Source organism: Thalassobius sp. Cn5-15 (assembly GCF_022347685.1).
GTDB lineage: Bacteria > Pseudomonadota > Alphaproteobacteria > Rhodobacterales > Rhodobacteraceae > Thalassobius.
Map to the genome: position 1 here is coordinate 301,568 of NZ_JAKRGF010000004.1, position 24,648 is coordinate 326,215.

At 58.2% G+C, this 24,648-nt stretch carries 20 protein-coding genes and 1 tRNA gene; 14 read left to right on the forward strand and 7 right to left on the reverse strand.

What is annotated here, in order from left to right; genetic code table 11:
* Window positions 1-77: 77 nt before the first annotated feature.
* Together MHM86_RS11410 and MHM86_RS11415 are read right to left on the reverse strand one after the other, a co-directional pair.
* On the reverse strand, window positions 78-2,222 hold the full coding sequence (locus tag MHM86_RS11410; protein WP_239199463.1) for an ATP-binding protein: 2,145 nt from the start codon (window positions 2,220-2,222) through the stop codon (window positions 78-80).
* Window positions 2,222-4,465, reverse strand: coding sequence for an ATP-binding protein (locus MHM86_RS11415; RefSeq protein WP_239199466.1), 2,244 nt, complete (start codon window positions 4,463-4,465; stop codon window positions 2,222-2,224). The genes MHM86_RS11410 and MHM86_RS11415 overlap by 1 nt, the downstream gene beginning before the upstream one ends.
* A 428-nt stretch (window positions 4,466-4,893) precedes the next feature.
* Here MHM86_RS11415 and MHM86_RS11420 point away from each other — a divergent pair.
* Window positions 4,894-4,970, forward strand: a tRNA-Pro gene (locus tag MHM86_RS11420).
* Between the two features lie 62 nt (window positions 4,971-5,032).
* Here the strand turns inward: MHM86_RS11420 and MHM86_RS11425 are convergent.
* The 3 genes from MHM86_RS11425 to katG all read right to left on the reverse strand — a co-directional run bounded on the left by MHM86_RS11425 (window position 5,033) and on the right by katG (window position 8,273).
* Window positions 5,033-5,380 (reverse strand): hypothetical protein, encoded by a 348-nt coding sequence (locus MHM86_RS11425; RefSeq protein ID WP_239199469.1) that lies wholly within the window; start codon window positions 5,378-5,380, stop codon window positions 5,033-5,035.
* Entirely contained in the window at window positions 5,377-5,892 is a 516-nt protein-coding gene (locus MHM86_RS11430) for a hypothetical protein (protein ID WP_239199472.1), read from the reverse strand. The genes MHM86_RS11425 and MHM86_RS11430 overlap by 4 nt, the downstream gene beginning before the upstream one ends.
* Window positions 5,893-6,089: 197 nt before the next feature.
* Complete coding sequence (gene katG / locus MHM86_RS11435) at window positions 6,090-8,273, reverse strand: catalase/peroxidase HPI (protein ID WP_239199475.1); 2,184 nt, start codon at window positions 8,271-8,273, stop codon at window positions 6,090-6,092.
* Between the two features lie 154 nt (window positions 8,274-8,427).
* Between katG and MHM86_RS11440 the strand changes: the two genes are divergently transcribed.
* A complete protein-coding gene (locus MHM86_RS11440; protein ID WP_239199477.1) occupies window positions 8,428-9,339 on the forward strand; it encodes a hydrogen peroxide-inducible genes activator in 912 nt (303 codons plus the stop codon).
* Here MHM86_RS11440 and rocF read toward each other — a convergent pair.
* Window positions 9,330-10,274, reverse strand: a complete 945-nt coding sequence (rocF, locus tag MHM86_RS11445; RefSeq protein ID WP_239199479.1) for an arginase — start codon at window positions 10,272-10,274, stop codon at window positions 9,330-9,332. The genes MHM86_RS11440 and rocF overlap by 10 nt on opposite strands.
* Before the next feature lie 150 nt (window positions 10,275-10,424).
* Between rocF and MHM86_RS11450 the strand changes: the two genes are divergently transcribed.
* The 6 genes from MHM86_RS11450 (at window position 10,425) to MHM86_RS11475 (ending at window position 16,765) form a co-directional block, all read left to right on the forward strand.
* A complete protein-coding gene (locus MHM86_RS11450; protein ID WP_239199482.1) occupies window positions 10,425-10,853 on the forward strand; it encodes an Lrp/AsnC family transcriptional regulator in 429 nt (142 codons plus the stop codon).
* Between the two features lie 190 nt (window positions 10,854-11,043).
* Window positions 11,044-12,045, forward strand: a complete 1,002-nt coding sequence (locus tag MHM86_RS11455; protein ID WP_239199485.1) for a lipid A-modifier LpxR family protein — start codon at window positions 11,044-11,046, stop codon at window positions 12,043-12,045.
* A 176-nt stretch (window positions 12,046-12,221) separates the two neighbouring features.
* Window positions 12,222-13,286 carry a Hint domain-containing protein gene (locus MHM86_RS11460; protein ID WP_239199488.1) on the forward strand — a complete coding sequence of 355 codons (1,065 nt, stop codon included), beginning with the start codon at window positions 12,222-12,224 and terminating at the stop codon, window positions 13,284-13,286.
* A 217-nt stretch (window positions 13,287-13,503) separates the two neighbouring features.
* Window positions 13,504-14,124 carry a 30S ribosomal protein S4 gene (gene rpsD / locus MHM86_RS11465; RefSeq protein WP_239199491.1) on the forward strand — a complete coding sequence of 207 codons (621 nt, stop codon included), beginning with the start codon at window positions 13,504-13,506 and terminating at the stop codon, window positions 14,122-14,124.
* A 171-nt stretch (window positions 14,125-14,295) separates the two neighbouring features.
* Window positions 14,296-15,069: an OB-fold-containig protein gene (locus MHM86_RS11470; protein ID WP_239199494.1), complete on the forward strand. Its 774-nt coding sequence runs from the start codon at window positions 14,296-14,298 to the stop codon at window positions 15,067-15,069.
* A 61-nt stretch (window positions 15,070-15,130) separates the two neighbouring features.
* Window positions 15,131-16,765, forward strand: coding sequence for a flotillin family protein (locus tag MHM86_RS11475; RefSeq protein ID WP_239199497.1), 1,635 nt, complete (start codon window positions 15,131-15,133; stop codon window positions 16,763-16,765).
* A 70-nt stretch (window positions 16,766-16,835) separates the two neighbouring features.
* Here MHM86_RS11475 and MHM86_RS11480 read toward each other — a convergent pair whose 3' ends face one another.
* Window positions 16,836-17,285, reverse strand: coding sequence for an Lrp/AsnC family transcriptional regulator (locus tag MHM86_RS11480; protein WP_239199500.1), 450 nt, complete (start codon window positions 17,283-17,285; stop codon window positions 16,836-16,838).
* 118 nt (window positions 17,286-17,403) lie between these two features.
* On the opposite strand from MHM86_RS11480, the gene MHM86_RS11485 reads away from it, so the two are divergent.
* The 6 genes from MHM86_RS11485 (at window position 17,404) to yaaA (ending at window position 24,641) form a co-directional block, all read left to right on the forward strand.
* Window positions 17,404-18,834: an aminotransferase class V-fold PLP-dependent enzyme gene (locus tag MHM86_RS11485; RefSeq protein ID WP_239199503.1), complete on the forward strand. Its 1,431-nt coding sequence runs from the start codon at window positions 17,404-17,406 to the stop codon at window positions 18,832-18,834.
* Window positions 18,835-18,896: 62 nt separating this feature from the next.
* The gene (gene hisC, locus MHM86_RS11490) at window positions 18,897-19,982 is read left to right on the forward strand and encodes a histidinol-phosphate transaminase (RefSeq protein ID WP_239199506.1); all 1,086 of its coding nucleotides are present in this window, start codon (window positions 18,897-18,899) and stop codon (window positions 19,980-19,982) included.
* A complete protein-coding gene (locus MHM86_RS11495) occupies window positions 19,979-20,911 on the forward strand; it encodes a prephenate/arogenate dehydrogenase family protein (protein WP_239199509.1) in 933 nt (310 codons plus the stop codon). Before hisC ends, MHM86_RS11495 begins: the two co-directional genes overlap by 4 nt.
* Window positions 20,908-21,687, forward strand: a complete 780-nt coding sequence (locus MHM86_RS11500; protein ID WP_239199512.1) for an extensin family protein — start codon at window positions 20,908-20,910, stop codon at window positions 21,685-21,687. The genes MHM86_RS11495 and MHM86_RS11500 overlap by 4 nt, the downstream gene beginning before the upstream one ends.
* A 98-nt stretch (window positions 21,688-21,785) precedes the next feature.
* Window positions 21,786-23,825 (forward strand): DNA helicase RecQ, encoded by a 2,040-nt coding sequence (recQ, locus tag MHM86_RS11505; protein ID WP_239199515.1) that lies wholly within the window; start codon window positions 21,786-21,788, stop codon window positions 23,823-23,825.
* Between the two features lie 30 nt (window positions 23,826-23,855).
* Complete coding sequence (gene yaaA / locus MHM86_RS11510; RefSeq protein WP_239199518.1) at window positions 23,856-24,641, forward strand: peroxide stress protein YaaA; 786 nt, start codon at window positions 23,856-23,858, stop codon at window positions 24,639-24,641.
* Window positions 24,642-24,648 lie beyond the last annotated feature (7 nt).

A 24,648-nucleotide genomic window follows, 5' to 3' on the forward strand; every position in this document is an offset into this window, starting at 1 on the left:
GGCACACCGTGACATGACAGACGCCCGCGCAGTGATCTGCGCGGGCGTTTTCGTTTCTGGTGTTTTGTGTTGCGGGGTCAGTTCACCCACAGCCCGTCCAGTTTCTGGCGCAGGGTTTCCAACTCCAGCGGTTTGGGCAGGTAATCATCCATGCCCGCGTTCAGGCAGCGTTCTGCCTCGCCGTCCAGCGCATTGGCGGTCACAGCTATGATCGGGGTGCGGTGGCTGCTGCCTGCCTCTGCTTTGCGGATCTCATTGGTCAATTCAAACCCATCCATCACCGGCATATGACAATCGGTCAGCACCACATCGAAACGACCTGTGCGCCATAGCGCCAGCCCCTCGGCACCGTCGATGGCCATTTCATGGGGGTAATTCAGGATGTCCAGCTGCTTGCCCAGAACGACGCGGTTGATCTCATTGTCTTCGATCACCAGAACGCGATGAAGGGCAGGCGCGCGTTCGCATTGCTGAGTACTTGTGTTGCTTTTGGGCATTTCAACCGGCGTAGAGAGACCCGCCAGATCGGCAATTGCCTGCATCATATCGCTTAGCAACATCGGCTTGATCTGCACGAGGACGCTGCGGTTGCTGAGGTGCCCAAATTGTGCCGTGCGGTCGGATGAGAACCGGACCACTCCGCAGGCGGGGGCAATGGCGCGCACCTTTTCCTCTAGCGCACTGGCCGCCTCCTGATTGTCGGTGGGCAATAGCACGACAGTGCGCGCGCCCGGTTGGAGGGCTGCCAGTTCGTCTAATGAATTTACAAAGTGCGTTTCGGCGCCACTGCGGGTGAGCATGCCCTGTAGGCCACAGTTGATATTGATGTCTTCATAAGAGAAGCAGACCAATTGCGCGCTGTTGATTTTGGGCAGGGTGCTGTCCCCTGCGGCGATATGCAGTGGCAGGTGGACGGTGATGTCGGTGCCTTGGCCAAGGGTGCTGGACACCTCAATTTTGCCGCCCATCAAGTCAGTCAGATTGCGGGTAATGGTCAGCCCCAGTCCAGTGCCAGAGACACGGCGGTTGGTGGCGCTGTCGGCCTGTGAGAAGGGCTGGAACAGTTTCGACAGCATGTTGTCATCCATGCCGATGCCATTGTCTGTTACGCGAAACTTGACCATGCCAGTGTCGCATTTTTCGACCCACAGCAACACATCGCCCTGACGGTTTGTGATCCGGCGAGAGGAAAACTTGATCGCGTTGCTACTGAGGTTCAGCAGGATCTGGCGTATGCGTCCGGCGTCAGTGGTGATGAAAGCTGGCAGTTCGGGGTCCAGATAGAGGCGCAGGGTCACGCCCGCTTCATCCGCCAGCGGGCGCAGCATCTGCACAACACTTTCGACCAGTGGAAGAAATTCGGTGCGGTGCAAATCGATGTCCAGCTTGCCTGCCTCGATCTTGGAGGCGTCTAGAATATCGTTGATGATCCGCAACAGCGACATTGCAGAATTGCGCATGGTGCCGACGGTGGCGGTTTGGCGTTGATCCAGCCCCTGATTTTCCAGCACATCCAGCATGCCGACCAGACCGTTCATCGGCGTGCGGATTTCATGACTCATATTGGCCAGAAACTCTCCCTTGGCGCGTGCGGATTGTTTGGCGTCTTGCAAGGCCTTGGATGCCTTGGCGTTGGCGGCTTCGGTGAGGCAGCCGAAATAGATCATTTCGATCAGTATGATCACGGCAACTGACAACTGGTTAAACAGGATGCGCAATTCCGGATACATCGGGTCCGGTTTGTTCGGCATCAGGCCCAGGGCCTTGCCGAGGTGCAATACTTCGGCTGTGGTGCCAACGATGGAGGCCAGTGCGATCAGGCACAGGCTGATGGTCAATGTGCGACGTTCATAGCGCCAGGAGAAGATCAGCAGCGGGAAGGCAAGCGCGGAATAGAAATGCAACGCGGCACTGGCGCCCAGAACTGGAACGAAGGTCAGCACCAGCATGAATAAGGTCAGCCAGGACAGCCATAAAATCCGTCCTAGCAACAGCCAGCCGCGCCATAACAGCGCAAAGAATAGCGGATAGGGCCCCAGCGCCAGCAGTGCCAGTTTCATCTCAAACCATTGCTGGGTCAGACCGAAATAGATGAACCAGAACACGCAGACACCAACGAAGATGCATAGGGCTACGTAGCTGGCTTTGATACGGCGATTCATGTCGCGCTGTCGCGCGTCGATGTCAGGTCTTAGTGTCATGTGGGGGGATTGTTTGGTCATCAAGCATCTGATGCCACGACCGGGGGTTGGGGAGCCTGGCCGTTCTGAGGGGCGGCAAGGTGATGTTGCAGGAGAAGCCTAAGTTTGTTCATTTCGACGGGTTTGGCTAGATAGTCATCCATACCCTGGGCCCGACAACGATCGCCTTCGCCCTCTAGGGCATTGGCGGTGATTGCGATGATAGGGGTGTGGGTAAGGGCGTGTTGCTGTTCCATCTCGCGAATTTTGTGAGTCATTTCAAATCCGTCCATAATGGGCATATGGCAGTCAGAGAGGATCAGATCATAATTGCCTGCCTGCCAGGCTTCAAACCCTTCTTCGCCATGTGCGGCCACATCATGGGGATACCCCATCAGATCCAGTTGTTTGCTCAACACCATGCGGTTGATCTGATTGTCCTCGACCAGCAGGATTTTGCAATTCTGCATCGGTTTGTCAGCGTCTGCTCGGCCACTGGTGATCGAATCCTGTGTGATCTCCGTGCGTGTGTCTTGGGGGCGCGGATCCGCATGGGAATGTAGCGGACCTGCCTCTGTCGCTGGTAGGCGCCCACCCAGTACCGCCATGGCGCGCATAAATTCGCTGCCCATCATCGGAAAGATCTGGATCTGGTAGGTCTGGTCGTCCAACAAGCCATACCGTGCCTCGCGCGATGCACTGAAGCGGATCACCCGCGCATCGGGCAACAGGGTGCGTAGGTCTTGCGCCAGTGGGCCCGCGATAGCGTCGTCGGGATTGGGCAAAAGGAACACCGGCTCTGGTCCTGCCAGTGGCAGCAGCATGCCCAGATCCGCAAGGGTGCGGACCACATGCAGTGTCGCGCCAGCCCCCTCAATAATTCTGGACAGACCCGCGCGGGCATCGTCATCCAATATGTCGAAACAAATGATGTTCACCCCGGTCAGATCGGGCGTGCGTTTAGGGCCATCTGCCGCCTCCAGTGGTAAGTCGACCCGAACGCGCGTCCCTTGCGTCATGTGGGTGTCAAACCGGATGTGTCCGCCCAGAAGTCCGATCAGCGATCTGGTGATCGACAGGCCTAATCCTGTCCCTCCAACCAGACTGCGCGATTTCAGGTCCCCGTTAGAGAACGGTTGAAAGAGAGTCGCGCGCACCTCATCGCTGATGCCGGTGCCATTGTCTGTGATGGTGATAGCGATGGTGTCGCCATCGCCTTTGGACACATCCATATAGACAGAGCCCTGCCGACCGGTCAGACGCTTGGCCGAGTATTTTACGGCATTGCTGAGAAGGTTCAGCAGGATTTGTCGCAACCGGCCCGAATCCGACCAGATCCATTCTGGCAATTCGGGATTGACCAACACCCGCAGTGTGACCTGATGGGTGTCAGCCATGCTTTGCAGGGTTTGCGTGGCACCTTCTATGAGGGGGTGTAGTTCAACCTTGGTGCGTTCTACCTGCAACTTGCCGGAATCGATCTGGCTGGCATCCAGAATGTCATTGAGGATGCGCAGCAGCGAAAAGGCCGAATTACGTATCATTCCGATGGATCGGGCATGACGCTTGTCTTCGTCGGTTGCCTCCATCACTTCGATCAGGCCGATCATGCCGTTCATTGGGGTGCGGATCTCATGGCTCATGTTGGCCAGAAAGGCGCCGCGCGATTTGGCGGCGGCGTCCGCTTCGGCGAGGGCCTTTTGGGTTTCTGCCACGCTGCTTTGAGCCAGATAGGCGAAATAGAACAACTCCAGCATCAATGCGAAGGCAACGGTCATCCGAATGCCCCAGTCGATGGTCGCGGGGGACAGCAGCGAGGGTGACGTCTTGCCTTGCAATAATGGCACAGCGGCAAACCTGTCGACGCTAAGAGCAATGGCGGTCAAGGCGGCGAGATAGAACAGGGCCAGCCATTGTTCACGCCGTTCTGTGACGGAGGAATAGAAGAGGAACGGCAGTCCGAACAGGCTGAGGAAGATCAGTTCGATATCAACATTTGTGCTGTAGGTCAGCGTCGTTGTCAGCAGTATTGCAGGAAAGGTCACCAGCCAGAAACTACGGGCAAAGCGCGCGCAGCCCAGAAAGAACATCAGCGTCGCCAGCCATGTTGGGCAAGAGGTAACCAATGCAGCGATCATCGACGGAATATCACCCGAAATCAGAAAGATCAGACACCACCCGGCACTGGTCATGCTGGTCAGAACGGCGACCCACTTTGCCAGTCGAGTCCGGCGGAGGCTGTCATGAGCGGCGAGTTCGGGGCGAATATCTGCCGATGTGGTCACGAAGGTGGTCTCTTTAGTTGGTGTATTTTGGCTGGATGTAGGGTGTTGGGGGGGGGCTTGGTGCCTGCTCTATTGATGCCTCATGTTGTGCAGCTTTGTGCTGCTTAAAACTTCATAACGGCTAAAGTTGCACAGTTTCTTAGAGAAAGTGCAAACAACATTCCGCCGGGTTTTGTTTTTCGTTGGTGTTTCATGCGTGGGTCGGACGCAGGGGCGGGTTGCGGTTGTCTGTCTGATTGGCTGAGTGCCGCTGAGAAGATGCCGGCCAGCGGGCGGGCCAGTGCGTGTGTTTTGCCTCTTCAGATGCGGCTGCATTTTCGAGCTGCGGCGCTTGACAACCCATGGCAAATCCCCGATAGAGCCTGCACTTTACGAAGCGCCGCTTGGCAGGATCCCGAAACCTGTCGTTCACAAGCCCGTTTTGGCGTCGGAGTGTAGCTCAGCCTGGTAGAGCACTGTCTTCGGGAGGCAGGGGCCGGAGGTTCGAATCCTCTCACTCCGACCATTCAAAAAGGCGCCTCGCGAGGCGCCTTTTTTGGTTTTGAACACTCGCATTTATATCTGTCTCTAGGGCCGGGAACTCTGTGCTGATCCGTTCCAGTCCAGCGATGCGCCAGAGGTCAGGTCGGCGCAGGCGGCCTCGACCTGTTTGCGCATATGATCCAGGCGGGATTGATGTGGGCTGCGCAGCAGGATCTTCAGCTGCTGGCGTGCGCGCCATGCTTCGATGGTGCCAAATTCGGTTTCGGCAAAGAAATGTGATGGGTCATGAGACAGCACCTGTGTCTGCGTCGAAAGCGCTTGGGTCACGTGCTGGAAACTGCCCGCCTGTCCTGCGCCGTTCAATTCGCCATGAAGTTGCAGGACCGCAGGGCGGATGCGGCGGTGAGGGTGAAAAGCGACAGTCGGGTTCATGCGGCCCCCTGCACCAGCGTCAGGCGTGGTTTTTCGATACGTGGCGCAGTCTGAACACCCGCAGCGGGGAAACGGGCGGCGAATTTCAAACCTTCGCGCACCAGATGGGGATCCATCCGTCCGTGGGTCAGGCGGTCGACTGCATCGCGGGCCTTGGGGGTATTGTCGCGGCGCATGTAATGCAGCATCCACAGGCAGGTTTCTTCATCCACCGTGACGCGACCACGTTGGTCAATGTCCAGTGGATCTATAACGGACAGGTCGTCGCGACAGTCGTGAAGGCAGCGCAGCAGGGCCTGCATCCGGTGGCAACTGGCCAGTCCCACCGTTTCACCCCAGCGTTCCACGGCGATCGTTTGTGCGCGGATCCATGCCTGACTTTCAGGTTGGGTGAAGGTGGTCAGCAGGTGTCGCATCACTGGCAATAGGCCAAGTTCGAATGCGTCAAAACCACATAGATCAACGCGGCGTGTGGCAGGTGTGCCTACATGAGTGGACGTAGGTACGGTCATCGGCAAAGGGTCCTTATCGAAATGCGTTTCAGGAACCTGGCTGGTGGTCTTGTCGGCCACGATGACTCGGCTGCGCATATATCTGATAAAAACACTCGGAAAAATCAAGTCTGATTTCACGGACCTCTGCCGATGGGTGCAAAAAAGGGCGCGCCGGGTTGGTGGCGCGCCCTTCTGTGATGTGCAGAGCGGTCTGATTAAGACACGTCGAACCGGTCTGCCATCATCACCTTGGTCCAGGCCTTGCCAAAGTCGGCGACAAAGCGGTCAGCGGCATCGTCCTGCGCATAAGCTTCGGCAATGGCGCGCAGCTGCGAGTTGGAGCCGAACACCAGATCAACCGTGGTGGCTGTGTATTTGATCCGGCCGGTGTTGCGGTCACGACCTTCCAGATGTCCTGCCTCGGTTTTGTTCCACGCGGTGGTCATATCCAACACGTTGCGGAAGAAGTCGTTGCTGAGGACACCCTTCTGATCGGTGAAGACACCATGCTGTTGATCGCCGTGGTTGGCACCCAGAACCCGCAGGCCTGCGACCAGCACTGACATTTCCGGCGCGCTGAGGCCAAGCAGCTGCGCTTTGTCGACCAGCATCGCTGCCGGATTGGCATAGATCCCACGGGTGTAGTTACGGAAGCCGTCAGCCTCTGGTTCCAATACGTCGAAGCTGTCGACGTCGGTTTGATCCTGCGTGGCGTCTCCACGACCGGCGGTGAAGGGTAGGGTCAGGTCGTGGCCGGCGGCTTTCGCTGCGGCCTCCACACCGGCGTTACCGGCCAGAACGATGAGGTCAGCGGTGCTGATCGGCTTGGCAAAACCAGTGCGGATTCCTTCCAGCACGTCCAGCACACGGGACAGAGTGTCAGGCTCATTCACCTCCCAGTCTTTTTGCGGTGACAGACGCACACGGGCGCCATTGGCCCCACCGCGTTTGTCTGATCCACGGAAGGTGGAGGCAGAGGCCCATGCGGTTTTCACCAGATCTTCAACACTCAAGCCCGACGCCAACACCTGCGCCTTCAACGCGGCAACATCTGCGTCAGATACATCGGTGTCCGACGCGGGTACCGGATCCTGCCAGATGAGTTCTTCTGCTGGGACCTCGTTGCCCAGATAGCGGACGCGCGGGCCCATGTCGCGGTGGGTCAGTTTGAACCACGCACGGGCGAAGGCATCAGCGAATTCTTCCGGGTTTTCGTGGAAACGGCGCGAAATCGGTTCATAGATCGGGTCGAATTTCAACGACATATCGGCGGTGGTCATCATCGGCGCGTGCATGATGGACGGATCATGGGCATCGACAACCATGTGTTCCGGGGCCACATCCTTGGCGATCCATTGCTGGGCGCCTGCGGGACTGGTGGTCAACTCCCAGTCATAGCCGAACAGCACGTCGAAGTAGCCATTGTCCCATTGCGTCGGATTTGGTTTCCACGCGCCTTCGATGCCGGAGGTGGTGGTGTGGATGCCGTGGCCATCGCCAAACTCGTTGATCCAGCCGAGACCCATCGCCTCCACCGGTGCGGCCTCGGGTTCGGGACCGACGAGGGCGGGATCGCCTGCACCATGCGATTTGCCGAAAGTGTGGCCACCTGCAACCAGCGCAACGGTTTCTTCGTCGTTCATCGCCATGCGGGCAAAGGTTTCGCGGACATCAAGGCCAGAGGCGACGGGGTCAGGGTTGCCGTCAGGGCCTTCGGGGTTCACGTAGATCAGGCCCATCTGTACAGCCGCCAGCGGGTTGTCGAGGTCGCGTTCACCGGAATAACGACTATTTTCTTTATCAGAGGTCGCCAGCCATTCGGTTTCTGCACCCCAGTAGATGTCTTCTTCGGGTGCCCAGATGTCTTCGCGACCGCCAGCAAAGCCGAAGGTTTTGAACCCCATGGATTCCAAGGCCACGTTGCCGGTCAGGATGAACAGATCCGCCCAGCTGAGGGCATTGCCGTATTTTTGTTTGATCGGCCACAGCAAGCGACGCGCCTTATCAAGGTTGCCGTTATCGGGCCACGAATTCAGCGGAGCGAAACGCTGGTTGCCGGTCGCAGCACCACCGCGGCCATCGGCGGTGCGATAGGTGCCTGCCGCGTGCCATGCCATGCGGATGAACAGCCCGCCGTAGTGGCCGTAATCTGCAGGCCACCAGTCCTGGCTGTCGGTCATCAGCGCGGTCAGGTCATCTTTTACCGCCTGCAGGTCCAACGCTTTGAAGGCCTCGGCGTAGTCAAAGCCATCGGTCATCGGGCTGCTGTCAGCGCCGTGCTGATGCAGGATGGACAGGTTCAGTTGGTTCGGCCACCAATCGGCGTTCGAGCGGGTGGAGTGGCTGGCTGCGCCGTGCATGACGGGGCAGCCGGTGGGTTTTGTGTTGTCGCCGTCCATTTTGGAAACTCCCTTGCTGGAAATGCATTTGCGGTCTGGCAGGTTGGTCCTGCGGCAGGGCCCTTGTGGGCCCACGCCTGTCTTGCGATTACGTTAGCGCTGAATGTTGATTTAAAAAAATTGCATTTTCCGATTGAGGTGATAGGAAATTCTTATGAGTAATATCACCCTCCGCCAACTCCGTTATTTTGAGGCCGTGGCCCGTCTGTCCCACTTCGGTCAGGCGGCAGAGGCCTGCGCCGTGTCGCAGCCCGCTTTGTCTGTGCAGATCAAAGAGTTGGAGGAAACGATTGGCGCCAAGTTGTTTGAGCGCGGTGCCCGTCAGGTGCGCCTGACCGGCATGGGGGAGGAGTTTGCAGGCAGGGTGCAACAGATCTTGCGATCGGTGGATGAATTGGGGGATCTGGCGCGCGCGGGGCGGGACCGTCTGGTGGGGCGTCTGCGAATCGGGGTGATCCCGACCATCGCGCCCTACTTGTTGCCCGGCGTGGTCGAAGGGTTGGCGCGGGAACATCCAGACATTGATCTGCGTCTGCGCGAAACGATTACGCCGCGCCTGATTGAGGAGTTGAAAGAAGGCGCGTTGGACATCGCCATTGTAGCGCTGCCAATCTCAGAACCTGCGTTTACTGAGGTGCCGCTGTTTGACGAGGAGTTCGTGCTGGTCCGGCCGACCCGTGACGCTGATCAACCTGTGCCTGGGCCGGATCGTTTGCGTCAGATGCGGTTGTTGCTGCTGGAGGAGGGGCATTGTTTCCGCGATCAGGCACTGTCTTTCTGCGCCATCAACCGCGCTGCACCGCGGGAATTGCTGGATGGCAGTTCCTTGTCGACGCTGGTGCAGATGGTGGGGGCGGGGATTGGTGTGACCTTAATCCCCGAAATGGCGGTTGGGGTGGAAACACGATCCGCGCAGGTTGCGGTGGCGCATTTCCCCGACCCTGCGCCCAGACGCCAGATCGGGATGATCTGGCGACGGTCGAACCCGATGACCAAACAGCTGGAACAGGTCGCCAGCGCGGTGCAACAGGCGGCGGCGGGTCTTGGGTTGATGGATCAGGCGTAGCTGCGGGTCATCCGGTCCAGCACACTGCGCCCGAACAGGCTGGCGGTGAGATCGGTCATCAGTTTCGCGGTGCGACCGCGTTCATCCAGAAACGGGTTCAGCTCCACCAGATCCAGCGAAGTGACAAGGTCACTGTCGTGCAACATCTCCATGATCAGGTGCGCTTCGCGGAAGGTTGCGCCACCGGGGACGGTTGTCCCCACCGCTGGCGCAATGGACGGGTCAAGGAAGTCCACATCCAGACTGACATGTAGCAAACCGCCTGCCGCACGCACCTTGTTCAGAAAAGCCGTCAGGGGCCGCACGATGCCATGTTCATCAATCGCGCGCATGTCATGTACCGTCAGACCCAGATCCGCGATTCGCTGCCGCTCTGCCGGGTCGACGGACCTGATTCCCATCATACAGATATTGTTCGGATCAACGGCTGCTTTGAGTGCCGGAAACTGTTCGAACCCCGGCTGACCGGTGAAATAGGCCACTGGTGTGCCGTGCAGGTTGCCGGACGTTGTGCTGTTCAGCGTGTGTAGGTCAGGGTGCGCGTCCAACCATAGAATAAACAGCGGTCGGTCCACCTCTGCCGCGTGTCTGGCGATGCCGCTGACGGTGCCCGCTGCCATAGAATGATCGCCGCCGATAAAAATCGGGCGATCACAGTTTTTTGCGGCTTCATGTGCGGCTTTGGAGAGAGCCTCTGTCCAGGCGATCATTTGGGCAAGATTCTTTAGCGCCGGATTGGCATGTGTGACTGGCGGCAATGCAGGCAGGGCCAGGTCTTCCTGATCGGTGACCTCCCATCCCAGTTCGCGCAGGGCGTCCGGCAGACCGGCGGTGCGAAAGGCGGCCGGGCCCATCAGGCAGCCCGGCTGTGCTGCGCCGGATTGAACAGGGGCACCGATAATGTGGCAGCGGCGAGGGGATTGGGCAGCGGTCATGGCAGGGTCCTGAGTTATGTGGTCTCTTAGGGTGCGCATAATGGTGAAGCAGATCACCTATAAAATTGCGCAAACTGCGCAGTGTGATTTTCTAAATGACACATTATGTGTCGATTTGATAAATGTAGGTCGCGCAACAGAGGAATCTCCATGACTGTACTTTCACAGACCGACCGCAAACTGATCGCCGCCCTGCGTGATAACGCCCGCGCCTCTGTTACGGAACTGGCCCATATCACTGGCGTGTCGCGTACGACGGTTAAAACCCGTCTGGATGCGTTGGTGGCAGAGGGACGGATCACCCGTTTCACCATTGAAACCGACAGTGATCATCATGAACAGGTCCGTGCCATCACAATGGTTGAATTGCAGGGGTCTATGTCCCGTACGGTAGTGCGCACCCTGCGGGCGATTCCTGAGGTGACGATGATTTATTCCACCAATGGCGCGTGGGATCTGGTGGTTGAAATCCGCGCCGAAACCCTGCCGCAGTTTGATCGGGTGTTGCGTGAAATCCGCGAAGTGAAGGGCGTGACCAATTCGGAATCCAGCTTGCTCTTGTCTAACGTCACCGTATAGCTCGGGCCGTTTTCAGCGCCATAATCTGAGGCCTGTTTGGGTCATGATCCGGCCGTATTGACAGGGCAACCTGTGCAGAAGGGCAACGCCTTTGCCTTCTTACGTATAGGTGTCGCAAATTCTCTGGTCGGCAGTGTATGGTTGCGCTAGGCAAGCGCCGTGCTGTGGGGGCGCTATGAAAGGTAGTCGGATGATCCGCGTAATTGGTATTGCTGCCCTCGGGCTGTCGTTTGTTGCAACGCAACCCTTCGCCAAAGGGGCAGATACGGCTGAGCAGCTCGATGCTGGTATGGCGGTGAAAACCTCTGATACCAAGGCTGATGCGGACGCCTCTGACAATAAGAAACGCAAGCGTATCGGCTACGGCCGTATGATCCAGAACGATTTTATCGGTGACGGCAATGATCGTTGGCGCACTGGTTCTGTCGCCTCCAGCCGCGTTTGGGGCTACGAGTGGGACAATGCCTTGCCCGAAACATTTGGTGAGACGCTGGAATTTCGCATCAACGCTGAAATTATAGCGCCTGACAATCTGGTAACGCCCGCGGCGGGGGATCGTCCTTACGCGGGTAGCCTTTCCTTCGGTCTGCATACCCACTTTCAAAAGCGCAAGATCGAATACTCCGTGGGTGTTGATATGGTCCTGACGGGTGAGGAAACCCGACTATCCGATTTCCAAGCCGCCCTGCATGATCTGTTGAGCGTGGATGAAGCATCGGATGCTGTACTGGATTCCCAGATCGACGGTGGCGTGCATCCGACGGCTGTTGTTGAACTGGGCCATAACCTCGCATTGGTTGACGGTGTCGCGCTGCGCCCCTTCGTTGAGGCGCGCGCGGGCGTTGAAACCATGGTGCGTGCTGGTGCCGATCTGAGAATCGGTTCTGTCGGTGCTGGCGAATTGCTGGTGCGTGATCCCGTCAGCGGTCAGCGCTACCGTGCGGTGCGCAATTCGGAGCCGGGCTACAGTGTCGTGCTGGGTGGCGATATCGCCCACGTCCGCGACTCAGAATACCTGCCCGAGTCCTCGGGCGTGGTGTTGACCGAAACCCGCCGCCGTCTGCGGGCCGGTTTGCACTGGCAGGGTGAAAAGAGCAGTGTTTTTTATGGCGTTGCTTGGCTGGGTGAGGAATTCGAAGGCCAGGAAGAGGGGCAGGTTGTGGGTTCCCTCCGGTTGAACCTCGACTTTTAAGATTGCACTTTTGGTAGGCGCCTGTGCTGCATGGGGTTGCTTTGTGTGGCGCGCTGACGCGGATACATCCGAAATGATGTGTCGAGATTTTGACAGGGCTATGCAGTTTGGCGACTTTCTGCTATGTCTTCCCTACAAAACAAAAAAACTAAACACGAAGTAGGCAGGACACGAGCATGGGGACGGGCTTTCACGGCACGTTCGTCATTTCCTGGTCACAGACGCAAGTAGACGGCATTCCAGCCGCACCCTTGTATGCATTGGACGTCGGGGCCTCTTGGTCCTGGGGGGGCAATGCGGTGCGGGTCGATGGCCCGTCAGAACTGTTGCGCCTTGGGCAGGCGGATGGCGAAGCGAATCTTAGACGTAGTGCGGCGCGCATGGTGCGCCGCCTTGTCGGTGCGGCGCGGGCGAACCGGACAGACTTCGATAATGTGGCGGTTGACGATCCGCTGACAGACAGCAGCATCGTGGTGACAGATGGCACCGCGACGTACACGCTGACGGTGATCGAGGTGGGGCAGGGCGCACAGCCGCTGTTGATGTTCCTTGGCAACTTGCCGCCCAAAGGGCGCGAATTGTGGGTGGTGCATCACACACTGGATGCGATGCAGGACAACCACATCACTGACAGCAGCGGCGGGGTGATCTGTTTCACTCCGGGTACCCGGATTGAAACGCCGCAAGGCGCCCGCATGGTGCAGGAGCTTCGCGAAGGCGACATGGTGCAGACCAAGGACAACGGGTCGCAGGAAATTCTGTGGATCGGATCCCGCCGGATGACCGGTGCGCGTCTGTTTGCGATGCCGAAACTGCGCCCGATCCGTATCAATGCCGGTGCTTTGGGCGTTCACCGTCCCGATCAGGAATTGCTGGTGTCGCCCAGCCACCGGATGCTGGTGCGCGGCCCTGTAGCGCGGGCCCTGTTCAACACGCCAGAGGTGTTGGTGTCGGCCGCTGATCTGGTTGATAATAAGATGATCCGCATCGACACGCAGGCGCGGCAGGTAACGTATATTCATCTGCTGTTGTCAGATCACCAGATCCTCTGGGCTAATGGCGTGGAAACCGAAAGCTTCCATCCCTCCAGTGCCGCACTGTCGACTTTGGATGATACCGACCGGATGCGTCTTTTGGCGCAATACCCTGAAATTGAAGCCGATCCTCAGAGCTATGGTGGCTATGCCCGCCGTAATCTGTCGAAATCCGAGGCCGCGATTTTGATGCACGAAGCGGCCTGATCGGGCCGCTTCGAGAAAACCAAGCACGGCTGGCGAAAAACGTCCCTTTTAAAGGTGTTTTCCGTCTCTCTGCGTTGACTCTGCCAAACATCACAGTATAAGCGCCACTTCATTGGTGTTGGTGGCCCCCGCAAGGGGATTCCTGTCATGTCGCAAGACAAGAGGACAACGCCCTTCATAGCTGCTCTCGGGCAGCGCCCTTAGAAGGAGATCAGCCGTGACTAAACGTACGTCTGCCAAGTATAAAATTGACCGCCGCATGGGCGAAAACATCTGGGGCCGCCCCAAGTCGCCGGTAAACCGCCGTGAATACGGCCCCGGTCAGCACGGCCAGCGCCGTAAGGGTAAACTGTCCGATTTCGGTATCCAGCTGCGCGCCAAGCAGAAGCTGAAAGGTTACTACGGCGACCTGACCGAGAAACAGTTCCGTCGCATCTACGGCGAAGCCGAGCGTGTAAAAGGCGATACTGGTGAAAACCTGATCGGTCTGCTGGAGCGTCGTCTGGACGCTGTTGTATACCGCGCCAAATTCGTACCCACCGTGTTTGCTGCACGTCAGTTCGTAAACCACGGTCACGTTCTGGTGAACGGCAAGCGCGTGAACATCCCGTCCTACCGCGTTAAAGAAGGCGACGTGATCGAAGTACGTGAGCGTTCCAAGCAAATGGTTGCCCTGCTGGAAGCTGTTGCCCTGCCCGAGCGTGATGTTCCTGACTACATCGAAGCAGACCACTCGAAAATGACCGCAACCTTCGTACGCGCCCCCGGCCTGTCTGACGTGCCGTACCCGGTTGTAATGGAACCCAACCTGGTGGTTGAATTCTACGCGAAGAACTAATCTTCGCCGATCCATTTTGGAAGTTCTGGAAAACCCGCCCATCGTGGCGGGTTTTTCTTTTGCGCTTACCTTTAGATTGAAATTCGATAAAGGGTTGTTTGGTGAGCCTATTGAATTACCCTGGATTGCTTTCTATGTGTATTGTATACAATGGCATTCATAGAGGTATTTGTGGTCGCATTATTCCTGACACCTGAAATGGCGCCCTTTGCTGTTTCTCTTGGCCTTTTGTTGGGGCTGTTTGCGCTGGAATTGGCGTTTCTGGTGCTGGGTGGGTCCTTATTGACGTCTGACGCCACAGATGGCGATGCAACTCTGCCCGATGCGCCAGACGTAGGTTTGTCCGGCATGGATCTACCTGGCCTTGATCTGTCTGATCTGCCAGAGGTGGAAGCGGCAGTGCTTAATCTCACGACGGTTGATCTGGGCGACTATGATCTCAGCGACGTGGCGCCGTCGCAGGGCGGGCAAGCTGCGGCTGCTGCGCCGGTTGGTCTATTGGCATGGCTGGGCATCGGGCAGGCACCTTTCATCATCTGGCTGGCCACGTTTCTAGCCGCCTATGGGGTGTTTGGAACTGGCGCGCAATTGGGTGCGCTGGGTTTGTTTGAGGTAATGATGCCAGCGTGGATTGCTGGGCTGGGTGCTACACCTTTGGCGCTGGCCTTTGCACAACGCTTTGCCATTAGCTTTGCTCGGTTGCTGCCGCAATCAGAAACTTCAGCGCTGTCGCAGCGCAGCTTGGGGCGGCGGCGTGGGGTCGTGGCGCAGGGCACCGCGCGTAGCGGTAAGCCCGCACAGGTTCGCGTGTTGGATGGATATGGTAATTTCCACTATCTGCGCGCCGAACCTTTGGAGCAAGACGCAGAGATCGCACAGGGAACCGAGGTGTTGGTGTTGCGCAATTTACGTGACGGCGGCTACCGCATTTTGCCGCTCAGCTAATCAGCGGGGCAAACCTGCTCGGGCATAAATTATAAACCAGTTTTAATGAGGGAGTAAGGATATGGAATTCCTAATCTTTGTTGTGGGTATAGCGCTAGTTGCGCTGATTTTTATCGGCATGGCTTTGAGCCGCCTTTATAAACGCGCTACGCGTGAAATCAGTCTGGTCAAAACCGGTGCTGGTGGCAAAAAGGTCATTATGGATGGGGGAATTTTTGTAATTCCGTTGGTGCATGAGGTGCGCCCAGTCAACATGAAAACCCTTCGCCTTGAGGTGCAGCGTAGCGAAGATGGGGCTTTGATCACCAAGGATCGGATGCGTGTTGATGTGGGGGTCGAGTTTTATGTATCGGTCAACGCCACTGACGAAGGTATCAGCCGCGCGGCGCAGACGCTGGGTGATCGCACCTTTGATGTTGAGCAACTGCGCGAAATGATTGAGGGCAAGCTGGTTGACGGTCTGCGATCGGTTGCGGCGCGGATGAGCATGGATGAATTGCACGAAAACCGCGCTGAGTTTGTGCAAGAAGTGCAAAATGCCGTCTCCGAAGATCTATTGAAAAACGGGCTGGAGCTGGAGGCCGTGTCACTGACCGCGCTTGACCAGACCCCCTTTGAAGCGCTGGACGAAAACAATGCCTTCAATGCCGTTGGTATGCGAAAACTGGCGGAGGTGATCGCCAATTCCAAGAAAGAGCGTGCCGAGATTGATGCAGAGGCAAACGTCGCCGTGCGTCGCGCGGCAATGGAGGCAGAGCGTCAACGCCTGTTGATTGAAAAAGACGAAAAAGCCGCGCAGATCAAGCAAGAGCAGGAGGTTGCCACGCTCCAAGCCGCGCAGGAGGCCGAAGTTGCCGCCCGCCGTGAGGATGCACAGCGTGAAACCGAAGGTGCACGGATCAAACGTGAAGAGGTGATCCGTGCGGCAGAGATCGCAAAAGAGAAAGAACTGGAGGTCGCCGAACAAGACCGTCGCATCATCATCGCGCGCAAGTCTGAAGAAGAAAGTCAGGCCCGAGCGTCGGCTGATCTGGCCCGCGCGGAGGCAACCCGTGCGGCCGAACAGGTAGAAACCACCCGCACTGTGGCGCAGGCGGAGCGTGAAAAACAGATCGCTCTGATTGAGGCGCGGCAGGAGGCAGAGCGTGAAGCAACCCGTGTGCGCTTGTCCGCTGAGGCCGAAAAAGAGGCTGCGCAGGACCGCGCAGAAGCCCGCCGTGAAGAAGCCAAGGCAGAAGCCGATGCGCTGGCTATCAAAGCTGAGGCGAAGAAAGCCGACATGCTGGCTGAGGCAGAGGGTCGCCGCGCGATAGTGGATGCGGAGAACGCGATCTCGGCGAACATTGTGGCAATGAAGGTGGATATGGCCCGCCTTGAGGCGTTGCCGGGTATTGTTGCAGAAATGGTCAAGCCAGCCGAAAAGATTGATTCAATCAAGATCCATCAGGTGGGTGGTGTCTTTGCTGGCGGCCTTGGTGGTGTGGCTCAGGGAGCTGAAGGTGACAAGCCGGTCGTCAATCAGGCGCTGGATTCCATCATGGGTATGGCGGTGCAGATGCCAGCACTTAAGGCGCTGGGCGAAGAACTCGGTGTTTCGATGGAAAACGGCGTAGTCGGTCTGGTTGAGGGGGCGGTGGCGCCGGCGAAGCCGCAACCGGCTGCAGGCCCGGAGTTGCAGGAGGCCGCCGCAGAGTAAGTGGCGACGGTTCCTTGAGGAGTAATTAGGGAAAGACCCGTCCGCAGTGGCGGGTCTTTTTATGTCGATATCAGAGGGGCAAGGGGCGGCCTTCGGCGATCGCTTCCATCGCGAAGTAGGAAGTGACGGAATCAAGGTCGACGCCTTCGATCAGGCGGCGATAGACGGCGTCGTAGCTTGCCATATCCTCTGTCACCACTTTTAGCTGATAATCGTAGTCGCCGCTGATGCGGTGGAAATCCACGACTTCGGGAATGGTCAGGACATGGCGCCTGAATTCTGCCAGCCACTTGGCCGAGTGGTGCCGCGTGCGAAGCAGGACAAAGACCACCAGATCCAACCCCAGTTTCTGCCGATCAATCCGCGCGGTGGTGCCTTGCAGCACGCCGGTGTCGCTTAATGTCTTTAGTCGTCTCCAGCAGGCGTTTTGCGATAGCCCCACGCGGTCAGCCAGTTCGCGTTGCGACAGAGAGCCGTCCAGTTGCATGGCGGCGAGGAGGCGTTTGTCAATGTGATCCATGTTCTCGCTCTTTGGTGGTCATATGATAGATTATTGGGGTAAATTTCGAAAATAAAGGGGGTAATTAGCCAGTCTTATTCGTTCATGGTAGGTGTGCGAACAACAAAGGTTTCCTCCCATGTCCCTATCCTGCTTCCGTCAGATGATCGCCGCCGCCAAAGAGAATGGCAGCCTGTTTCAAAGTGTGATTGGCGAAGGGGTGAAGATCCCCGGCCTATATGGCGACGTGGCGTTGACCTATGCGGACTACGTCGCCTCTGGCCGCGCGTTGCGGCAGGTGGAGGGCTACGTGCAGGAGCATGTGCTGCCGTTTTACGCCAACAGCCACACCGAAAGCTCCTTCACCGGCGCACATATGACAGCGTTGCGGGGGCAGGCGCGGGCAGAGATTGCGCGGCTGTGCGGCGCTGGCGCGGATCACGCGGTGGTCTTTGCAGGATCAGGGGCGACGGCGGGGATCAACCGTTTGGTCAGCCTGTTCGGGGTGGAGGAGGCGCAGGATCCGGTGGTGCTGATCGGACCCTATGAGCATCATTCCAACATCCTGCCGTGGCGCGAAACCAAAGCGCGGGTGATTGAAATCCCCGAGGCACCGGAGGGTGGGCCGTGTTTACAGCGGTTGGCGGAGGTTCTGATGGCCCATCGCGGCAGCGACCTGATCATCGGTAGTTTCTCCGCCGCATCTAACGTGACGGGAATTGTGACGGACACGGATGCGGTGACGCGGCTGTTGAAATCACACGGCGCGTTGGCGGTCTGGGACTATGCTGGGGGTGGGCCGTATTTGCCGATTGATATGGCGGCAGGGACGGACGCGCAGAAGGATGCGATTGTGGTCAGCCCGCACAAATTCCCCGGCGGCCCCGGCGCATCCGGTGTTATGATCGTCAATCGCGGCGCTGTCGTGGCAGAGCGGCCCAGCTGGCCCGGTGGCGGCACCGTGACCTACGTCTCTAGTCAGGCGCATGATTACGCCGACAGTCTGGAGGCGCGAGAAGAGGCGGGCACGCCCAATATCATCGGCGATATCCGCGCGGCTCTCGCTTTTATCGTGAAGGATGTGATCGGCACAGATGAGATTGCGGCGCGGGAGACGCGGTATGCCGCGATGGGCGTCGCGGGCTGGGAGGGCAATGCACAGATCCAACTTCTGGGGCCGCAAGGCGGGTCTCGCTTGCCGATTTTTTCCTTCCTCATGCGTGACGGGCGTGGGCAGGTGGTCAGCCCCCTGCTGATCACCATGATGCTCAGCGACGTTTATGGCGTGCAGGTGCGCGGCGGCTGTTCTTGTGCGGGTCCGTATGGTCATCGCCTTTTGGGCATTGATGAGACACTGTCGCGCCAGATGCGCGACAGCATTCGCGCGGGTATCACGGTGGAAAAACCGGGTTGGGTACGGCTCAACTTCTCTTACATGATGGATGAGGCGACGGTGGCACGGATCATTGCGGCAGTGAATGATCTGACGCAGACGCTGGATCAGCATAGTTGCCACTACGTTATTGATGCACAAACGGGACAGCCTACGCGGGTTCGGCCCGCCGCGTGATCTTGCCGCTTTTCCTCGGCCTAGCGGGGAGGTATGAGGGGGGCAGTCAAGGAGCCCTGATAATGTCCCAGATCACGCCTCAACCCGGCATCATGGAAATCGCCCTTTACCAAAGTGGTGCGGCGCATGTCGATGGTGCAACCGACGTGGTAAAACTCAGCTCGAACGAGAACCCGTTTGGACCCAGTCCCAAGGTGGCCGATGCGCTGCGGATTGCGGGGGTGGATTTGCATCGCTATCCGGGCACGGATCACGCGGGCCTGCGTCGTGCCATTGCCGATGTGCACGGCTTGGAGGCGGAAAACATCATCTGTGGTGTTGGATCCGATGAGGTGTTGCAGTTCATCGCTCAATCCTTTGCCGGACCCGGAGATGAGGTGATTTATACCGAACACGGGTTTTCGATGTATCCGATTCTGGCCCACGCCGTTGGCGCCACCCCGGTGAAGGTGGAGGAAACCGATCGCACCGTGGATGTGGACAAGATTCTGGCAGCCTGCACCGACAAGACGCGGATCGTGTTTATCGCGAACCCTGCAAACCCCACCGGCACCATGCTCCCGATGGAGGACTGTAAACGTCTGGCCGAAGGTCTGCCCGACAAGGCGCTGTTGGTGCTGGATGGCGCCTATGCGGAGTTTGTTGATGGCTATGATGGTGGCGCGGGCATGGTCGAAAGCCGTGACAACGTGATCATGACGCGCACCTTTTCCAAGATCTATGGCCTAGGGGGCTTGCGCGTGGGCTGGGGCTATGCGCCCAAGGAAATCATCGACGTGCTGAACCGTGTGCGTCAGCCATTCAACCTCAACAACCTGCAACTGCTGGCGGCAGAGGCGGCGCTGCGTGATCGGGCCTATCTGGACAAGTGTCGCAGTGAAAACGCCCGCCTGCGCAGTTGGCTGATTGAAGCGCTGGCCGGTCACGGGGTAGAGTGTGATGTGTCCTACACGAACTTTATCCTCGCGCGCTTTAACGACACGCAAGAGGCAAATGCCGCGGATGCCTACCTGAAATCCCAGGGGTTGATCGTGCGTAAGGTGACTGGTTATGGCCTGCCGAACGCGCTGCGTATTACCATTGGGGATGAGCCATCCTGCCGCCGTGTCGCCCATGCGATCGGCCAGTTTAAGGAGGGCGCAGTGTGAGTGTCGTCTACAACCGCGTTGCGCTGATCGGTTTGGGGCTGATTGCCTCGTCCATGTATTGGGCGATGAAACGGGCCGGCGTCGCGGATGTGGTGACAGGTTATGCCCGTTCTGAACAAACCCGCGAAACAGCCCGTCGTATTGGGTTGTGTGATGTGGTCTGTGACAGCGCGGTTGAGGCCGTTCGGGACGCTGATCTGGTTGTCCTTTGTGTGCCAGTTGGCGTGATGGGCGCGGTTGCGGCAGAGATTGCACCGCATCTGAAACAGGGCGCGACCGTCAGCGACGTCGGTTCGGTGAAAAAGTCGGTGATTGAGGCGATTGCCCCGCATCTGCCCGACGGCGTGCATTTTGTCCCCGCCCACCCTATGGCAGGTACCGAACATTCCGGCCCCGAGTCCGGTTTTGACACGCTGTTTGACAATCGCTGGTGTCTGATCGTGCCAAATGGTGCGGATGAAGTGGCGACCACGCGGCTGGAGATGTTCTGGCAAGCGCTGGGTGCCAATTGCGAACGTATGGACGTTGAACACCACGATCAGGTCTGCGCCGTGGTCAGCCACATCCCACACCTTATTGCCTATACGATGGTTGGTGTCGCCGATGATCTGCGTCGCGTGTCCGAACGTGAGGTGATTAAATTTTCTGCCGCTGGTTTCCGCGATTTCACGCGAATTGCCGCATCTGACCCGACCATGTGGCGTGATGTGTTCCTGACCAATAAAGAGGCGACCTTGGAAATCCTCGGACGCTTCACGGAGGAGTTGTTTGCGCTGCAGCGTTCCATTCGTACCGGTGATGGCGATCAACTGTTTGACTATTTTACCCGCACCCGTGCCATTCGCCGTGGTATTATTGAGGCTGGTCAAGACACCGATGCGGCCGATTTCGGTCGCGGCACGCCCGCTGCCATAGGCGATCAGAAATGATCCGCTTGATGGCTGCATGCCTTGGCCTGTTGGTTTGGGTGGAACTTGCTACAGCGGCACCATTGCAGTCGAGCCTCAGGCCGGTGGCCCGCCCTGTTCAGCAACAGGCTGCGACGCTGGATCTGGCCGCGGCGATCCTCAGCGATGTATCCTATACGGTTGTTACGCGCCGCTTGGGCCGCAGTTTGCGGCCGGTGGTACGGCCGAAAGCGTTAAATGTTGTGCCTGCAGCCTCCAAACGGTTGCCCAAACGCGGATCTGTTTGCGGCGACCGATCGCTGCGCGGCGAAGAGGTGGGGCGCGTGCCCGGTAAACTGCAAGGCTGCGGTGTGAAGAATGCGATCCGCCTGCGTGAGGTTGCAGGTGTTGCCCTCAGTCAGCCCTCGGTAATGGATTGTGGGACTGCTAAAGCGCTGAAGACATGGGTGGAAAAGGGCCTGAAACCGGCTGTCGGGCGCACCGGCGGCGGTGTTTCCTCTCTGGCCATTTACGGCCACTACGTCTGCCGTACCCGCAACCACAAAAAAGGCGCCAAAATCTCTGAACATGGCAAGGGCAAGGCGATCGATATTGGCGCGATCAAGCTGCAAAACGGCCAGAGCCTCAGCGTGCTGAAAGACTGGAATAAACGCAAAGAGGGACGCATTCTGAAAAAGGCGCATCGTGCTGCCTGTGGTCCTTTTGGCACTGTTTTGGGGCCTGATGCAGACAGGTTTCACAAAGATCACTTCCACTTTGACACCGCGCGTCACCGTGGCGGCAGCTATTGTCGTTAAGGGCAATTTGTCCGGCGGTGCCTTCCGCCCTTGTCCCCTCTGGCGCACTATGGGACAACATGTGCCAAGAGCAGATATAGACACTGTTGCAGGATCCCATGCCAAGCGCTGCCACGCTTCTGAGCGAATATTTCGGCTTTGACGCCTTCCGCCCCGGGCAGGAAGAGGTTGTTGACGCCGTGGCCAATGGCCAGAACACTCTGGCGATCATGCCCACGGGTGGCGGTAAATCCCTGTGCTTCCAATTGCCTGCGCTGATGCGTGAGGGCGTCACGGTGGTCATCTCTCCGCTCATCGCGCTGATGCGCGATCAGGTGCGTGGTCTGCGCGAAGCGGGGATTGAGGCGGGCGCACTGACATCTGGCAACACGCAGGATGAAACTGATGCGGTGTGGGACGCGCTAGAAGAGGGGCGGCTGAAGCTCCTTTATATTGCGCCCGAACGGCTGAGTGCGGGATCGGCACTGGGGATGCTGCGCCGCATCAACGTGAATCTGATCGCGGTGGATGAGGCCCATTGTGTTAGCCAGTGGGGCCATGATTTTCGCCCTGATTACCTGCGCATTGGTGAATTGCGCCGCACGTTGGGTGTGCCGCTGGCGGCCTTTACCGCGACAGCGGATGCCGAAACGCAGGCGGAAATTGTCACGCGACTGTTTGACGATGAGCAGCCCGCCACTTTCCTGCGTGGCTTTGACCGGCCGAACATTCACCTTGCCTTCGCCGCCAAGAACAACCCGCGTACGCAGATCCTGAACTTTGCTGCCGCGCGCAAGGGGCAGTCGGGCATCGTCTACTGCGGCACCCGCTCAAAGACCGAGAAGCTGGCGGCCGCGCTGCGCGAAAACGGCCATGCTGCTGCGCATTACCACGGTGGTATGGACGCCGAGGATCGCCGGATCACTGAGGTCCGGTTCCAGAAAGAGGATGGGTTGATCGTAGTGGCGACCGTGGCTTTTGGCATGGGTGTCGATAAACCCGACATCCGCTGGGTCGCCCATGCGGACCTGCCCAAATCGATTGAGGCCTATTATCAGGAAATAGGTCGTGCAGGCCGTGATGGTGGCCCTGCTGAAACCCTGACGTTATTTGGCCCCGACGACATCCGCCTGCGCCGTAACCAGATCGACGAAGGCCTGGCGCCGCCTGAACGTCGGATGGCGGATCACGCGCGTCTGAACTCCCTTCTTGGATTGGCAGAAGCGCTGGAATGTCGGCGCAAAACGCTGCTGGGTTATTTCGGCGAGGATGAGGTGACATGCGGCAAATGTGATCTCTGCGATACCCCGCCGGAGGTGTTTGATGGCACCCAACCGGTGCGCATGGCCCTGTCGGCCATCCTGCGGACAGAGGAATGGTATGGGTCTGCTCATCTGATTGAGATCCTCTTGGGCAACACCAATGACCGGATTTCAGCACGGGGTCATGACCAACTACCGACCTTTGGCGTAGGCAAAGCCTATACGCGGCCGCAATGGCAAGCGATTTTCCGGCAGATGATGGGGCATGATCTGATCCGCCCGGATCCCGAACGCCACGGCGCTTTGCGGATGACCGATACCGCCCTGCCGATTCTGCGCGATCAGGAAAAGATCATGCTGCGCAAGGACAGCATCACATCGGCGAAACGCCGTCCGGCGGTGAAGGCGCTGGTCAGCGACGAAGACGCGCCGCTTTTGTCCGCGTTGAAAGCCAAGCGCCGCGCGCTGGCAGAGGCGGGCAATGTACCGCCTTATGTGATCTTCAATGACCGCACGCTGATTGAGATGGCGGAAACGCGCCCCACCAATCTGGACGCTATGGCCCGCATTAACGGTGTGGGCGCTAAGAAGCTGGAACGATACGGTGCTGATTTTCTGGCGATCATAACCGGCGCGACAGAGGATGTGCATCCCCAGCGGCGCAAGTTGGCTGGTCGCGCGGCTGGATCGCTCTATGATCGACTATTAGAGGTGCAGGCAAATTTGGCACGGGGGGCGGATGGTCTCGACAAACCGATGAGTTGCTCTGCCGCTATGCTTGCGAAAGTGGCGCAGATGCGCCCACAGGATGCCAGCGCAATGGAACGCCTGCTGGGTGACAAACGCGCAGAAAGATTTGGCGCGGCCTTTCTGGACGTGCTGCACGAGGTAAGTTAGAACGTTTCTAAATAAATTTCAGGAGTCGCCATGCTGATCACTGTTTCTCCCGCCAAGAAAATGGACATGACCCCGGTTGAGGGCCCGGTTGAGGGGATGGAAACCACCACTATGCGCTTCCCTGATCGTGCGGCAGAACTGGTGGGCGTGGCACGCGACCTGTCGGTGGCGGATCTGATGAAGCTGATGAAAATCTCGGAAGCTTTGGGCAAATTGAACGCTGATCGCTTTGCCAATTACGGCGCACAAGAGAAAAAGGCTGCTGCGCTGGCCTTTGCCGGTGATACCTATCAGGGGTTAGAGGCATCCTCGCTCGATACCGAGGAAATGATTTGGGCGCAGGATCACTTCCGCATTCTGTCGGGCCTCTATGGTCTGTTGCGCCCGCTGGATGAGATTGAGCCGTATCGCCTGGAAATGGGCAGCCGTTTGAAAAATCCGCGTGGCAAGAATCTGTATGAATACTGGGGCAGCGACATCGCCGAAGCGTTGAATGAAGAGGCGGCTGCATTGGGCACCGACACGCTGATCAACTGCGCCAGCCAGGAGTATTTCGGCGCGGTTAACCTGAAAGCGCTTACGCCGCAGGTGATCACGCCTGTCTTTATGGAGGAGAAAGCAGGCGTTCCCAAAATCGTCAGCTTCTACGCCAAACGGGCGCGTGGCGCGATGGCGCGGTTTATCATCCAGAACCGTCTGGTTGATCCCGAAGCCATCAAGGATTTCGACGCTGGTGGTTATAAGTTCCAGCCAGAGATGACCGAAGGCAATACTTGGGTCTTCCTGCGGTCAGAGGCCGCGCAGGCTGCGGCCTGATCAGCCG